Here is a 16198-nt window from a genome sequence, read left to right as displayed (position 1 = left end):
TATTGTTTTTTGTAATCCCCCACTCATTCTTTTCTCAAATGCTCCAAAATGGATTTTCAAAATTAGGGAACTATAATGTCATATTGGAATAAATTAAGGGGGAGAAAAATTGGACAATGAAATGAATTATGGAAGTGATTATAAGTTTATTCCGGCAACTTCAATTGAAAGTGGTCATGGCCTCGAAGTATTGCCTGATTTATTTTGTTACACGATTCAAATCGTCAACATTTGTTTTGTTGGACATCCGCATACCAATGATTTTATTTTAGTTGATGCTGGAATGCCTAAATGTGCAAATGAAATTATCTCTGTCACTGAGAAGCGATTTGGTACAAATAGTCGCCCAAAAGCAATTATTTTAACTCACGGGCATTTTGATCATGTTGGGGGAATAATTGAACTCATTAAGTATTGGGATATTCCAGTCTATGCCCATCAAATGGAAATACCTTTCCTGACTGGACTACAAAGCTATCCTGAACCAGATCCAACAGTTGAAGGTGGTATGGTAGCGAAAATGTCGCCTCTGTTCCCTAATGAACCGATTGATTTAGGAAATAGCGTAAAAGTACTACCTGCAGATGGAACTGTTCCTCATATGCCAGAGTTTAGATGGGTGCATACACCAGGACACACTCCAGGTCATATTTCATTATTCCGAGAAAAAGACCGAACTTTAATTGCTGGGGACGCTTTTGTTACGGTGAAGCAAGAATATCTATATAAGGTAATTACTCAGGAACAGGAAATAAGCGGTCCGCCTCGTTATTTAACAACAGACTGGAACGCTGCTAAAGAATCAGTTATTAAGCTAGAGAAGTTAAACCCTCTAGCCGCTGTTACAGGACATGGAATACCAATGTCAGGTGAATTGCTATCAACAAGCCTCAAAACACTCGTTAAGGAATTTGATAAAATTGCTGTACCCAATTACGGGAAATATGTAGATAAAAAGATACATTAAGCACAAGAAACTTTGGCTTTTATATTAAAGAATTAAAACTGCAAAAATTATTAAGTTTAGTAAAAAAATACTGTACTTAGGCAACATCTCGATTATAAGAGTGGAACGTCCCTTTGTGAATAAAGCTCGATATTCCGCAAATACTATCCCTAGTATAAGCCTGCTTCTTACCCGGCTTGTACTTCTTACCATTTAAGGATGATTAAAACGGGTTACGCTCTATAAAAGCATAACCCATTTTTAATGAAATATTTTATTCCGCTTTAACGGGCAGTAAGACCCCCACCTCAAAATTCAGCGGAAGCAAAGAAGTCAGGTGGGGGATCAACCCTTCGTAAAAGTCCGATTGGTGAGGGCTGATAATCAGTGGGGGATGAACAAAACCCCCACTGATTAAAGTTCCACTTTATTCCTTATAAATTTAAACAATGGAGGAAAATGATGAAACATATTGTTGCTTTATTAATTAAATATACAGCGATAACTGCAGTATTACTAATCATACTTAGTATCTTTAAAGGCATTTCAATTCCTAGAGTATTACTAATTTCTCTTTTCCTTACAGGAGCTGCCTATTTAATTGGAGATCTCTTCATTTTACCTAAATACGGAAATATGATTGCTACAATAGCAGATTTAGGCTTAAGCTTCTTTGGCATTTGGTTACTAACATCCTTATTTACTGATTTAGATGCTACTCGTAATATTGGACTTTCTTCATTTATAGCAGCTTTAATTATTGGTGGAACAGAAATTTTCTTCCACATTTATATGAAGAGGCTAGTATTGCGTAACGACAATGAATTAACAAATCACAAGCATATTCATCATGATAAATATGCTATGGAAATATCAGATGAATATATAGATTCTTCCACAATAAATAAGTCCAAGCTTAAGGATACACCTAAAAAATAAAAAAGTGGCCAACGCCACTTTTTTATTTTTGTTTATTACGCTTGATCAGAATTCCTTACATGTAATGGAGGTGGAACTACCCATCCCTTTTTCTTACTTAAACGTAGCAGAGTTACACCTGCCTGCGCTTTTTTCATATGAAATTGTCCAAATAACATACCTACATCTTCTCGAAGGCATTTTCCCATTACTTGACTACATGTGACAAGTCCAGCTGCTAATCCTGTAGAAACAGCTGCTGCAATTTCTGCATCATTAATACGTGCTCCAGGAGGAATGTCTTCGATAGATGCAACTGGTCGTTCTGGAGGAGCAGGCGGTAAAGCAACCCCATTAACTTTTAAAAGCGCCTTTAATTCTTCTATTTCCGAATTCATATCATTTTCAATTAAGCTTTCTAAAAACTTCTTCAAATCTTCATCACCTGTATGATTCATAAACACTTGATGACTTGCAATCGCACCCTGTGCAGCAAGAAGATAACTCCAAATGTCGAATACTTCTCCGTAATGTAACGGCTCATTTTGAGGATTTCCACTTAATATACCCATTTTTAAATTCCTCCCTTTCGAAAATATCATAATAAATATCGATTTCAATGTTGAAATCAAATTTTTAAGTATGCTTTTTCCTGCAAAAGATTTTCTACTATGCATGGAAAACACCTTTCCAACACCACGTGTTTATTGTTTAGGAAAGTAGTTTACAAATAAAATACCCAAAGATTATGAAAGAAGATTATCAATAATCTTTGAGTGAAAATTCATTTACTATAAGGGTTTGTTTTTTATACATATACAAAAGAAATTGATTTACATATCTACTATATTTTATGTCAATTCACTTAACGGTTAGTTCTACCACCAAGTTGTTGTTCAGCCATTGCTACTAAACGTTTTGTAATTTCACCACCAACAGATCCATTTGAACGAGCTGTTGTATCTGCACCAAGTTGCACACCAAACTCTTGTGCAATTTCATATTTCATTTGATCAAGAGCTTGTTCAGCGCCTCGAACTAACAATTCATTACGACTTCCACTGTTATTGTTTGCCATATCGTTTCACCTCCGATGTTTTTAATATGCTACAAATTATGAAATAATAAGTATCCTTTTTATGGAAATTGAATTATGTATAAATATTGGGTTTCTTCTTAAAATAGGGAAAAAGACATAAGAAAGAAGAGTTGCTATACCATACTTTCATAACAACACTATGTATTGATTCCTCTTTACTAAAGATTTCTGTTTTGCCAAGAGATACATATAAATTATAAAAAATGATTCCTAAGGAGATTTGAGATGAAAGCCGTAACCTATCAAGGGCCAAACCAAGTACAAGTGAAACAGGTGGATGATGCAAAGTTAGAGAAAAAAGATGATATTATTGTAAAAATTACTTCAACCGCTATTTGCGGTTCTGATTTACATTTATATCAAGGAAACATGCCGCTACCTCCAGGGTACATTATTGGTCATGAGCCAATGGGAATTGTTGAAGAAGTTGGTCCAGATGTTACGAACGTAAAAAAAGGAGACCGTGTTGTGATCCCCTTTAACATTGCTTGTGGACATTGTTTTTATTGCCAACATGAAATGGAAAGTCAATGTGATAACTCCAATCCTCATTATGATTCTGGTGGATACTTTGGTTATACAGAGAAATTTGGTAACCATCCAGGTGGACAAGCTGAATATTTGAAAGTTCCTTTTGGAAATTTCACTCCATTTGTTATACCGGAATCATGCGAACTTGAAGATGAATCCCTACTATTTTTATCAGATGTTTTACCAACAGCCTATTGGAGTGTAATAAACGCAGGCGTTAAGCCAGGTGATACTGTTATCGTCCTTGGTTGTGGACCTGTTGGATTAATGACACAAAAATTTGCTTGGATGCAAGGTGCTAAACGTGTAATTGCAGTGGATTACTTAGATTATCGGATGAATTATGCAAAAAAGATTAACAATGTTGAGGTATTTGAGTTTACAAAATTCCCAGATATGGGAGAACATTTAAAGGAAATTACACATGGTGGTGCCGATGTAGTCATTGATTGCGTGGGGATGGATGGAAAAAAATCGCCTTTAGAATTTCTGGAACAAAAATTAAAATTACAAGGCGGAACTCTCGGCCCTATTCAAATCGCTACGAAAGCGGTAAGAAAATATGGAACAGTTCAAATGACCGGCGTTTATGGTGGTAATTATAATGCATTTCCACTCGGGGCATTTTGGGTTAGAAATATTAACCTTAAAATGGGACAAGCACCTGTCATTCATTTTATGCCGGAACTATTTGAAAAAATAACAAATAAAGAATTTGATCCAAAAGAGATTATTACACACAAAATCCCCCTTGAAGAAGCGAGCTACGGTTATCAAATTTTTAATAATCGTGAAGATGACTGTATAAAAGTCATTCTGAAACCTTGAAGCTACAATTCATTATTCTTAGTGCAAAGATAAGATTACACTCCGTAATCTTATCTTTTTTATTAAATTTTAAGTATCTATTCCCCCATTTTCATCTCACATCGAAAATAGTTATTGCAAAAAGATTTTGCATTTTGATGCAACACTTTATTGGTAAAAAAATGAATTCAAGTATTAAGTAACCAATTAACGGAAACGATAACAATGTTAACTAACTTAAAAAGAGGTGTACTTCATGTTTTATTATAAAGAGGAAATAATTAATATGATTAAGCCAGATAAACCAGATCCAGCTGCTGCAAAAGTTTTACAAGAAATATTAGGTGGGCATTATGGTGAAATGCGTACAATGATGCAATACTTCTTCCAAAGCTCAAATTTTAGAGGGAAAGAGAAGCAATATCGTGATTTACTTCGAGGTGTTTTTTTAGAGGAAATAAGCCATGTAGAACTTGTACAACATACAATTAACCAACTATTAACTGGATCTGGTGAACCTATGCCAGGAAATGCTGGTATTGACACAGCACCACTTGACGAAGCGGTTAAACATGCAAATCCTCATCACTTTATTGTAGGGGCTCAAAGTTCATTACCTGTTGATGCAGCTGGAAATCCATGGAATGGATCTTGGGTATATAGTCATGGAAACTTAATTAGCGATTTACTAGATAATGTCGTACTTGAATCTACAGGTGTACTTCAAAAAACTAGAATTTATGAAATGAGTTCTAATCAAACCTTTAGAGAAACACTTGCATTCTTAATTGTACGTGATAATGCACATCAAAATGCTTTTGCAAAAGCTTTAGAGACACTAGGCGTTGAATGGGGAAAACTCTTTCCTGTGCCGAACTATGATATTAATAAATATCCAGAGTGTAGAAAATATGTAGACATGGGATTCCATAATGCACAATTTAATTTCAGCTTAGATCCAACAAGAATGGGAGAAATATTCCAAGGTGAATCTCCAAGTAGAAATAAAGGAACATTAACAGTAACGGAACCGCCAAAAGGTTTTCCTGTACCAGAACTTCCTGAAATGCCAAATGAGCATAGTCCCGGATTAAAAGATATGGATCTTTAAGATCATTATGGCCAACTATTTATTCATGGTTGGCCATAGTTCTTAATAAAAATTCATGTAAGCTTGTTGTTAATATAATTGGATGTTTTAAGAAATCCTCTTTATTTAAAAGTGATGTTGATTATATTTCTGCTCCTCTTAATTTTGTTTCTATGAACCATTAGACGCCACCGTTTACTTACTTATAACATCCTTATATTGTAAACAAAGAGGAGGGGCTTGTTCCCCTCTTCTTTTAATTTTTCTTTAAAAGAGTTGCTCCTGCAATCCCTGGGTGTGTCATTTCGAATGGATCTAGAATTAATTCTAAGTCCTCTTGTGACAGTACACCATTTTTCACACAAAGTTCTCGAACGGATTGCCCTGTCGCGATTGCTTCTTTCGCAACGCGAGCTGCTGCTTCATAACCGATATGAGGGTTCACGGCTGTAATAATTCCTACACTCTTCTCAACATACTCTTTTAAGTGATCTTCATTCGCTTCAATTCCTTTTAAGCAATTATCTGTAAAGGCACGGAAACCGTTATTCATAATGCTAATCGATTGAAGTAAGTTGAAAACAAGTACTGGTTCCATTACATTTAATTCTAATTGTCCTGCTTCTGAAGCAAGACAAATTGTATGGTCATTACCAATGACTTGGAACGCAATTTGATTAATTACTTCTGGCATAACAGGATTTACTTTCCCTGGCATAATAGATGAACCTGGTTGACGAGCAGGTAGCATAATTTCCGCTAAGCCAACGCGTGGACCTGATGCCATTAAGCGAAGGTCATTCGCAATTTTAGACATATTCATCATACATACTTTAAGTGCTGCAGATACTTCAGTATAAGCATCTGTATTTTGCGTCGCATCTACTAAATCTTCTGCACCGACAAGTGGCAGTTCACTAATTGCAGCTAAATGTTTTACAACTGCTTCAATATATTCTGGATCTGCATTTAAGCCTGTACCAACTGCAGTTGCTCCCATGTTCACTTCATATAAGTGTTGACGTGATTGCTGAATGCGTTTCATATCACGTTCAAGTACACGAGAGTACGCTTTAAATTCTTGTCCAAGGCGAATTGGCACAGCGTCTTGTAAATGTGTACGTCCCATTTTAATCACATGATCGAACTGTTCTGCTTTTAATTCAAATACATCATGCATATAACCCATCGATTGTAATAAGCCTTCTAATGCATTTAACGTTGCGATATGAATCGCCGTTGGGAATGCATCATTTGTTGATTGGGCCATATTTACATGACTATTTGGACTAATATAATGATAGTCTCCCTTTTCCATTCCTAATAATTCAAGAGCACGATTGGCAATGACTTCATTTGCATTCATGTTCATTGAAGTACCCGCTCCGCCTTGGATTGGATCTACGATGAAATGATCATGCCATTTTCCATCAAGAATTTCTTGAGCAGCTTCTGCGATCGCACCGCCCTTGTTTAATTCCAATCTTCCTACATCTGTATTCGCAAGCGCTGCTGCTTTTTTTACAATTGCGAACGCTTTAATTAAACTTTCATGAATTTTATACCCTGTAATCGGGAAATTTTCAACAGCGCGTAAAGTTTGAATTCCGTAATATGCCTTAATAGGTAATTCCTTTGCTCCCAAAAAATCCTTCTCCACTCGCATATTCTTGTTTGTCATTGCCATTTTAATTTCTCCCCCATATTAAATGTAAAACCTGAATAAATCATATGAAGTCATTACCAATCCTTATCAGATTTTATTGTTAAATCGTAGGCTAAAGGCTCTTCAATAATTTTTTTAATCTCTTCTAATTTATTAGTTTTTCCAAGCGCCCACATCAATTTTGCTATGATGGCTTCCGTATTCATATCTCCAGATAATATTACTTGATGTTGTGCCACTTTCCGTCCTACTTCATAGAGAAGTATGTCTTCTCCTTCTTCCAGGCATTGAGTAGTAATCACTACAGCTGTCCCCATTTCAGTCAACTCTTGAATTTTCGAAAGCAAGTTCCTTCCTTCAAAAGGTAATCCACCGTTACCAAAACTTTCAATGATAATCCCTTTATACAAACCTTTTAAACAATCAAATATCTCTGGCTTTGTACCTGGATACAATTTCATAAGAAAAACATCCGTACATAAATTAGTATTTATTGAAAGTTCATTATGGGGGGACGTTGGCTTCCAATGATATTTCACTTCATCTTCATTTACTTCAGCAACATATGGATAATTCACACTTTCAAATGCATCATAACTTTTTGTTCGCATTTTAACTGCTCTCGTCCCAATAATCACCCTACTATCAAAAACAATAAACACACCGCCAACATTCTCACAGGCAAACCTAAGAGCATCAGCTACATTTTTCTTTGCGTCTGTCTTTTTAAAACTAATAGGTACTTGTGAACCTGTTAAAACAACTGGTTTTCTTAAACCTTGCAGCATATAAGATAACGCAGAAGATGTATAAGCTAACGTATCCGTTCCATGTGTAATCACAAACCCGTCATAGTCATCATAGTGATTAAAAACAGCATTAGCTATTTCTTTCCAGTGCTCAGGTTGCATATTGGTACTATCAATATTCATTAAGATTTTGCAATCTATTTCTAAGTTTCGAGAAGACTTCGAAAAATAATTCAATAATTCCTCAGCAGACAATCCTGGAACAAGCCCCTCATTCCCCTCCACAGATGCAATTGTCCCACCAGTTGCAAGTAATAAAATTTTCTTCATACACAACCCCTCCATAAAATAAACAACAATATATCGTTCGCGTAATGCGTATTTATATTTATCATTATAGAACTTAATTTAAATTAATCAAGATTTTGTATTCAATACGCGTACTTTTTTTCTATTCTTGATTCTTTTTCTATGTTATAATTAATTTAATAAAATTAGATGGGGTATGAGACGAATGCTGGAACGTTTATCTAAATTAAGAAAAAATCAAAAATGGTCCCTACAAGAGACAGCAGATCGACTTGGGATTGCGAAAAGCACCTATGCTGGTTATGAAAATGGTTATAGATTACCTTCCTTACAATCTTTATCAAAAATAGCCGATTTATTTGATACGTCTGTAGATTATATATTAGGTCGAATTGAACATTCACATCCAAACAAAGATGTAATTGATATAACAAGACTCCTAAACGATCCAGATCCAACACTTTTAATAGATGGAGAAGCACTGTCAACAGAAGAGATAATAGATTTTATTGCTTTTGTGAGGAGTAAACGAGAACTAAGTTCCAAGAGAATAGAAAATATTGAACCAACATGTAAAAATTGATTCAATAAAAAACGAATACACTGCACTTTTAAACTAAAAAATACTTAGACAATTAATTTGTAAACGGTATATATAGGATTAGCTTTAGGAATATTATTAAAATGTAATTTATTTTATTAACTTTATATTTATAAATTACATTTTAATATTTTGCATATGCAAAATATTCTTCTAAAAACAAGGACTTCCCGCTATTTTAGCGTTACTTGCCCTTTTATCAGTCATATAGAACTAAAGCTTTTCAATAAAGGAACTCATTTGTAAAAAATACGCTATTCTTTCTGTAGATTTATAAGAAAGGATGGCGTTTTTGTATGTCTATTTCTGTATCGAAAGAATTTGGAAGTATAACAGATTTCAAACAACAATTAGCAAAGTATATAGAGTACTATAATCATGAAAGAATCAAGGGAAAATCAAAGGGAATGAACCCAGTATTGTACTAAGCTCATTCCCTAAAGGCTACCTAATAAACCGATCTTTCTAAATTTCGGGGGGCACATTCTAGTTGAATTGCTAAAAGCAACGAATTTACTACTTTAAAGTTAAGTGTTTAACCTTGAAGTACTTAATTCTTTTTTCCAGACAAAGCATACATTATATCTTGATGCTTTATTGTCCTCCTATAATTATGTGGTATCGGGAATTTGTTTCGTTGTTCTTTTATTATAATTACTGCAAGTGATAAAGCTACAAATATAAAAACGATTAACAAAGCATCTTAATGTTTATGAAATGCTTTGTTAATCGTTTCTCTTCTCCCTAATCTCCTGCGAGACTATATTTTTTTATTGAAATTTCCTATATCTTATTTGATTTATTTATTCTGTAACACCAGATTGGGTTACTTTTACATCAGCTGTTACACGAAAACGTAAATGTTTATAGGATTCTTCCCATTCTTGACTGTTCCATTTTCTTACGTGAGTTCTACCAAGCTTTCTAAGTCCTATAGGATCTGTGTCTTTTTTAATAAATCTCTTTATCAATGTAGTTGCCTTTTTTTCTATTTCTGTTTCCATAATTTTTTCTAATTTTTTTATTTCTTTAGGATTATCTAGATTTTTTGTTTTTGTAAATTCTTGAATTTCACCTTTAACTTGAATATAAGCATTTACGAATGGATGCTTACTATTTCCCGCCATCTTATATTTTGTTCTAGCCTTTATATTCTCTATCGTGGCGTACGTATTTGAAGAACCAGGTAGTTTGAATTGGTATGTACCTTGTTTAAAATTATCTGTCAACAATTTAAATACAAATAAATCTTTAGGGTTCACTTTATCAACCATTTTACATCTTTTAAAAAGTGCTATTCCATCTAACTCCAACACGTTACCTTTTTTAGATATCATCGGTAAATAAGAATCTCTCGCATCATCATTAAGTTGATTTAAAAACATAAAAAAATTTGTTTTTGGTTGCGTTCCATTGTCCATATTTTGCTCCAGTAAAGAGGATAGATAGGAAGCAATTTCTTTTTCTTTAGAATAGTTCCCCTTTAATAATGATTCCCCTTTTACATTTGTAATTGCTAAATAAATTGCATTTCCTACACTAGGATTTCGGTTCAAAGTCTCTAAAATTTCCTGCATTCCCTTTTCAATTATTTTTTCATTAAATATAATAACACGCAATTGCCCCAACTCTAGAGGTCCAGAAGACTTTTCGGATGCTCTTGCAAGAACTTCTCTACCAGTCTGGCCTGATGCTGAATAGATTTTCGTTTCACCTTCCCCGCCTCCTTTATAAGCTGAAATCGCAAAGGTTCCTTTTAGCTTACCTTTTGCTTCAGTATCATATGCCGCAACTTGAACTAAGTCAATGTCATCCACAATTTTCGTTTTAGCACACCCTATTAAGAAGACACTTACTATAAGGAAAAGTATCCATCGCTTCATGTTTATCTCCTTAACTTTATTTTGGCGGTTTGAATTAGCCATAATACAGGTAGGTATACATATATATATACAAAGCCAATTTGACCTGTCCAAGTATTTAATAAGTTAATTTTATTACGGTTATTCAAGAAAAATGATAAAACAAAGATGAACAGGATGATAACTGGCAAAACATATTTTTGCTTTATTCCCAGTGCCTCTTTTATACCACGACTTACTCCCCATAATGTAAAGGAAACGTTAGGTAATATAAAAAAAGCCCAGACAGAAACAATAATGTATTCAAACCGCTCTATAAAGGGAAATTGTATAATTTTAATCATGCTTAAATATGCCCATATTGCGCTCGCTAGTTGTTTTTCACTAAAAAACGCAAGAGTTAAAATCATAAGGTATGTGTAGACAATAGTCGTTACTAAATTTGCATAGTGCGCATATTTTTGAGACGTTCTTGCCTTTTTAATAAATGGGTAGTACAACAATAACATTTCAAATCCAAAAAAACTAAACATATTTCCTTTCATTCCTTTCATAATTTCTAGGAATGAATGCTGTGCAATTGGAAATAAATTTTGAAAATCTGCATACTGCAAAGGATAAAAAAATGTGAAAACTAGGATACTTGGGATAACGATTCCAAAGAAGCCAATCCCGGCTACCACACGAAATCCTCCAGTCACAATGTAATAACATAAGCCCAAAAAAGTCCCTGCTATAACCCAAGATGAAATGGAAGGAAACATCCAAACATGTACTACCTCAATATATGTATGTAGTGTTGTTGCACCTAACAATACAATATAGGATAAAAAAATGAAGTTGAACAATCCACCAATCCATTTTCCAAGTACGTCTTGATTGATTGCAATGATATCTCCATTACCCTGATTTAAAATCTGATATATGATCCAAATCATAAGATTAACAGATATTCCAAAAAGCAGCGTACTAATCCACGCATCATTTCCAACTAATTTTGCACTAATCCTTTCAAAACCAAGCATACCAACCCCCATCTGTATAGTAATAATTAAAAAAAACACCATATATGGAGAGACTTGATACTCAATTGGGATCTGTTTCATAATGCTCCTCCCTGTTAATTTCAATCATCAAAATCATTTCGTGATTTGATTTTATTTTTCTCTACCTCTTCTGGATTAAAACGAAAACGCTGTTTAGATCTTGAAAAAATTGGGCGTCGGAACATCGTTGAGATTGGCAAACGGATAATGCTGTCTTTCCAATCTGTAGGGCGTGTAGGATAAAAAGGAAACAAATAAGGACGTCTTAATGATTCTGTACGTAATAAGCGTGCTAAAAGGAAAGAACTTGTTAAAACAATTCCTAATAAGCCCAGCAGGTGTGCAGATATTATAAAAGGAAAACGAATTACTCGAATTGTATTACCAATTCGATATATTGGTGCTGTAAATGAGCTAAGAGCTGAAAGTGCAACAATGATGATTAATACGTTACTTGTAAGACTTGCCTCTACCGATGCCTGTCCAATTACAATACCACCTACGATACCGACAGTTAGACCCACTTTAGTTGGTAAACGTGCCCCCGCTTCTCTCAGTAATTCAATCGTTATTTCTAAAAAAAGCGCTTCAATTAATGGAGGAAAAGGTACTTTACTTCTCGATATGATTAACGTTTCAAGAAGTTCTTTTGGAATAAGCTCGTAATGATATGTTAAGATTGCAACATATAATGGAGTCGTTAAGACAGAAAACATAAAAGCAAAAAGCCTTAATAGACGAAAAAAAGAGGCAATAATCCAAGGCATGGTGTAATCTTCTGTCGTAGAAAAAAAGTCAATTAATGTTGTTGGAAGAGTGATGGCATAAGGCGAGCCATCTACAAAAAGTGCAATTTTCCCTTCTGCTAATACAGCTGCCACACGGTCCGGACGTTCTGTATTCAAAAATTGAGGGAATATAGAATTTGGGTTGTCTGCAATTAACTGCATCAAATAAGTACTATCCAAAACATGGTCTGTTTTTATTTGACTTACCCTTTTTATAATTTCTTGTAGATTTTGATCATTTACAATTCCCTCAATAAATACAATCGCAACAGTTGTGTTAGAGAGAGAGCCTACTTTCAATTCCTTCATTTGTAAATAAGGTGTTGGGAGCTTTCTACGTACTAAATTTAAATTTACATCTAAATCTTCGACAAATGCGATTTGCGGACCCACAATATTGTATTCAATTTCAGCTTTTGTAATATCTCTTTTTTCTTTCTTTGACACATTTATTAACAAGCCATTTGATTCATCTGTATCGAACTGAATAAGTATATAGCCGTTTAAAATACTATCCTGAATATCTTCCATTTGATTTGTTATTTTTGAATTTTCAAAGGGTAAGACAGACCGAATATCTTGTAATGAATCGAAGCTCTTCTCTTTTATATAAGTTAAAACCTCTTCATGAAATATATTTATATCGATTAATGTTCTAAAATATGAAATGACTATAGAGGAATTATTAGAAGCAATTTCCAACGTTATAAAATCTTTAGATTTTTTTAGTAATTTCATTAACTCCTGTAAAGATTCTATAGAGTAAACAGATACTCTTTCATACGGTTTCAATTGATAATACCCTTCCTTTCAAAAAGAAACTATATAGTTTTCAGGAAATTGCTATTTTTAAAATTAGGGATGGTGATATGTAAGTATACTTATTGAATTAATAATAACGTCTTTGAAAATAACTTAACCAAAATTAGTTAAAAAATGTATTAAAAGTAAAAACCAGAAATTTTTTCGAGCATAATTACAATATTAAAAACATCCTTTCTTTTGGTTCTAAAGAAAGGATGTTTTTATAACAAGCTTTTTCAAGTGTCTATTCTATCGGGTACATTTACCAGTGTTCTTCTCTTTATTATTTCATTAAGTAACATTAGCATTACATTCTGTATGGTTTCTTAAAAAATTTCAGTAAAAGAATATATTAATTTTGAAGTGTACAAATAGGAAGAGTGACTTCAACTATAGTCCCCGTATTCATTTCACTCTCAATAAATATCTTTCCCTGATGTGTTTCAATAATTTTATAACAGATCATTAACCCTAAGCCAATCCCCTCTTCTTTAATACTATAAAAAGGTTCTCCGAGGTATGGTATACGTTCTTTTGGAATCCCACACCCTTGATCGATAAAACGAATGCTTAATTGATTATTATCAAGTATATTTAATTGAATGAGAATTTCTCCTCCCATCGGCATAGATTCAATTGCATTTTTTAATATATTAACAAATACTTGTTTTAATTGATTTCCTTCACATGAAATCAATGGAATACCAGGGTTAAGATCGATTCTAAATTTTATATTATGCATCATTGCTTGAGGTTGTAGTAGCATTAAAACTTGATCCATTAGCACACTAATATTATTAGGTTGCATTTTTACCACCTGTGGTTTGGCTACCGCCATAAATTCAGTTGTTATGCTCTCTATACGCTCAATCTCTGATGATACTATATTAATATAACCCTGATTATTCTCATTTTCCGTTGATTTTAGTAATTGCATGAACCCTTTCATTGCAGTTAATGGATTATTAATCTCATGAGCCATTACAGTCGCTAATTGTCCTACAACAGCAAGTTTTTCAGATTTTCGTAATAATTCTTCTGTTTTTAGCCGTTCAGTGATATCACGAGAAATACTTAGGAAAACTTTTTTCCCATTTAAGTTAAAAACACGAACACTAAACTCAGTTGTTATTACTTTTCCTGTTGGAAAAACATATTCATCTTGCAAAGTGAAGGAAGTTTGTCCCTTTTTAATTTTTTCTAATAGCTTTACAATCATTTGAGAATCTTGTGGTACTATATTTGAAAATGATAATGAGAGCAACTCTTCTCTACTATATCCAAATCTTCTACACCCAACAGGGTTTACCTCAATAAATCGACTTGGAACATTATCTTCATTCAGCTCTACTACATATACCGCATCAGTTGCTTGTTCGATTAGTGCACGGTACTTCATTTCACTATCTCTTAATTGCTGGTGTAATCGATGCCGTTCTCTTTCTGCTTGTTTTCTTTCAGAGATGTCTCTACATATTGCTGATAAAGCTATCACATTTCCTCTTACATCTAGTATAGGAGAAACTGTCAGACTAATATCAAGAAGACTCCCATCGCTCCGTTGTCTAACAGTTTCTAATCTAGTAACTACCGATTCACCTGTTAGAATTTTCCGAATATTTTCAAGCGATTCTTCCATTAAAAAATCTGGTACACACGGTAATCTCTTACCTATGATTTCTTGTGATGACCACCCAAATATCTTTTCATAAGCTTTATTAGCTTGTAAAATATGCCCTTCTCGATCAGAAATGGTAATAGCATCTAGATTGTGCTTTATAAATGATTCTAATAATTCTTTGGTAGCGCTTAATTCTGATTCTACCTTTTTCCTTTCAGTTATATCAACTGTAGAACCAACAACTTCAATAACTTGTCCATTTCGTTTAATCGGCCTAAGCGCAATAAGAATAATAGTTTTATCATTTGGCCAAGGTAATTCAAATATAATTTCGTTTCCTTCCCATGCCTGAAGATAGTACTTCATCAATTGTGGAACTAAATGTGGAGGAACAATAGAAGCATCAATAGTACGTAAGCTTTTTCCTACCACCTGTTCAGAATAAAATCCGTTTTGATAATAAAACTGTCCATCACATAAAGTGTGTATAAAGTGCTTACCCACTTTTTTAAATTTAAAAATTCCTCCTTGAAGCTCATGTACGGTATCTGCAAGTTCTTGCTTCGATTTTTTTAATTCTCGATTTATTTTAGATAAGTCCTGGGTTAAATAATACAATCTCTGGTAGGCTTCCATAAGAAATAGCCCAATTAAAAGTCCTAACGCTATATATAATAAGCCTCCTGTGTAAAGTAATGTAGTATTAAATAATACGCCAACTAACCACTTTATTCCAATAAAAACAGAAAAATATAAAGATGCACTTTTAAAAGGATGTAGTTTTTTAAAATAAGTTTTAAAAGTAGAAAATAGAATCCCCATACCTAAATAAGCAATCACAGGAGGTTCCCAATACCCTCCAGTGAAAAAGATACGCATTAAAATTATGCTAATTAACGTAATCCAACCAGCAATACGACCAAAGTAAATAAAAGATAGAATAAGAGGAACAACTCGAAGATCGTAGGAAAATCCCATGTATGGAAAAGAAAAGAACATTAACGTAACTGCAATAATCCCTCCATAGAGCTTTTCGAAATATCGACTAGAATTAATTGTAAACACTTGAATAAATATTGCTGCGCTAACTAATAAAGAAAAAATAGAAAGGTTGATGAAATAATCTTTAATAATCATGTAATGTCCCTCCTTGCATTAAGTGCATTCGACAAAAAAGCTAAAAATCCTACAAATTGTATAAACAGTTCAAATGCATAAATTTTAAACTAGGATAAAATCTAGAAAAGTAAATAAGGGGCACAGCAGATGAGATATTTTAATGAAAAATAGTTCAAAAAAGATAATAGTAACCGTTGACTACTATTATCTTTTTCTTTAAGTTATCGTAATATGTCTAAAAC

The 16198-nt window shown here is 33.5% G+C and carries 13 protein-coding genes and 2 pseudogenes; 6 read left to right on the top strand and 9 right to left on the bottom strand.

Features of this window, described 5'->3' with window-relative positions; genetic code table 11:
* Positions 1–109 precede the first annotated feature (109 nt).
* Together MR070_RS11480 and MR070_RS11475 are read left to right on the top strand one after the other, a co-directional pair.
* Positions 110–967 (top strand): MBL fold metallo-hydrolase, encoded by an 858-nt coding sequence (locus MR070_RS11480; RefSeq protein WP_242261305.1) that lies wholly within the window; start codon positions 110–112, stop codon positions 965–967.
* Between the two features lie 441 nt (positions 968–1408).
* The gene (locus MR070_RS11475) at positions 1409–1885 is read left to right on the top strand and encodes a YndM family protein (protein ID WP_000680656.1); all 477 of its coding nucleotides are present in this window, start codon (positions 1409–1411) and stop codon (positions 1883–1885) included.
* 35 nt (positions 1886–1920) lie between these two features.
* Here MR070_RS11475 and MR070_RS11470 read toward each other — a convergent pair whose 3' ends face one another.
* Positions 1921–2436 carry a DUF3231 family protein gene (locus MR070_RS11470; protein WP_000512126.1) on the bottom strand — a complete coding sequence of 172 codons (516 nt, stop codon included), beginning with the start codon at positions 2434–2436 and terminating at the stop codon, positions 1921–1923.
* A 293-nt stretch (positions 2437–2729) separates the two neighbouring features.
* The gene (gene sasP / locus MR070_RS11465; RefSeq protein ID WP_000002842.1) at positions 2730–2942 is read right to left on the bottom strand and encodes a small acid-soluble spore protein, SasP family; all 213 of its coding nucleotides are present in this window, start codon (positions 2940–2942) and stop codon (positions 2730–2732) included.
* A gap of 246 nt (positions 2943–3188) precedes the next feature.
* Here sasP and MR070_RS11460 point away from each other — a divergent pair, with 246 nt between their 5' ends.
* Positions 3189–4322 (top strand): zinc-dependent alcohol dehydrogenase, encoded by a 1134-nt coding sequence (locus MR070_RS11460; RefSeq protein WP_242261304.1) that lies wholly within the window; start codon positions 3189–3191, stop codon positions 4320–4322.
* A 235-nt stretch (positions 4323–4557) separates the two neighbouring features.
* Positions 4558–5412 (top strand): manganese catalase family protein, encoded by an 855-nt coding sequence (locus tag MR070_RS11455; protein WP_000500335.1) that lies wholly within the window; start codon positions 4558–4560, stop codon positions 5410–5412.
* Positions 5413–5647: 235 nt separating this feature from the next.
* On the opposite strand, the gene aspA is transcribed toward MR070_RS11455, so the two are convergent.
* A complete protein-coding gene (gene aspA / locus MR070_RS11450; protein WP_242261303.1) occupies positions 5648–7078 on the bottom strand; it encodes an aspartate ammonia-lyase in 1431 nt (476 codons plus the stop codon).
* 53 nt (positions 7079–7131) lie between these two features.
* A complete protein-coding gene (gene ansA / locus MR070_RS11445; protein WP_000722305.1) occupies positions 7132–8136 on the bottom strand; it encodes an asparaginase in 1005 nt (334 codons plus the stop codon).
* A gap of 184 nt (positions 8137–8320) precedes the next feature.
* Between ansA and ansR the strand changes: the two genes are divergently transcribed.
* Both ansR and MR070_RS11435 read left to right on the top strand, forming a co-directional pair.
* Positions 8321–8698, top strand: coding sequence for an HTH-type transcriptional regulator AnsR (gene ansR, locus MR070_RS11440; RefSeq protein WP_000893565.1), 378 nt, complete (start codon positions 8321–8323; stop codon positions 8696–8698).
* Positions 8699–9030: 332 nt separating this feature from the next.
* Positions 9031–9144: pseudogene (locus MR070_RS11435) on the top strand (IS3 family transposase); the annotation flags it as partial.
* A 99-nt stretch (positions 9145–9243) separates the two neighbouring features.
* Here MR070_RS11435 and MR070_RS11430 read toward each other — a convergent pair.
* The 5 genes and pseudogenes from MR070_RS11430 to MR070_RS11410 form a co-directional block, all read right to left on the bottom strand.
* A pseudogene (locus tag MR070_RS11430) lies at positions 9244–9374 on the bottom strand (excinuclease ABC subunit C); the annotation flags it as partial.
* 145 nt (positions 9375–9519) lie between these two features.
* Positions 9520–10599 (bottom strand): Ger(x)C family spore germination protein, encoded by a 1080-nt coding sequence (locus MR070_RS11425; protein ID WP_000832877.1) that lies wholly within the window; start codon positions 10597–10599, stop codon positions 9520–9522.
* Between the two features lie 2 nt (positions 10600–10601).
* Complete coding sequence (locus MR070_RS11420; protein WP_044793030.1) at positions 10602–11684, bottom strand: GerAB/ArcD/ProY family transporter; 1083 nt, start codon at positions 11682–11684, stop codon at positions 10602–10604.
* Positions 11685–11704: 20 nt separating this feature from the next.
* Positions 11705–13204, bottom strand: coding sequence for a spore germination protein (locus MR070_RS11415; RefSeq protein WP_242261302.1), 1500 nt, complete (start codon positions 13202–13204; stop codon positions 11705–11707).
* A gap of 364 nt (positions 13205–13568) precedes the next feature.
* Positions 13569–15974 carry a PAS domain S-box protein gene (locus MR070_RS11410; RefSeq protein ID WP_242261301.1) on the bottom strand — a complete coding sequence of 802 codons (2406 nt, stop codon included), beginning with the start codon at positions 15972–15974 and terminating at the stop codon, positions 13569–13571.
* Between the last annotated feature and the right edge of the window lie 224 nt (positions 15975–16198).

This window comes from Bacillus cereus group sp. BfR-BA-01453 (assembly GCF_022662915.1).
Lineage (GTDB): Bacteria > Bacillota > Bacilli > Bacillales > Bacillaceae_G > Bacillus_A > Bacillus_A paranthracis.
The sequence above is the reverse complement of the archived record's forward strand: the minus strand, read 5'-3'. Positions and strand labels throughout refer to the sequence as shown.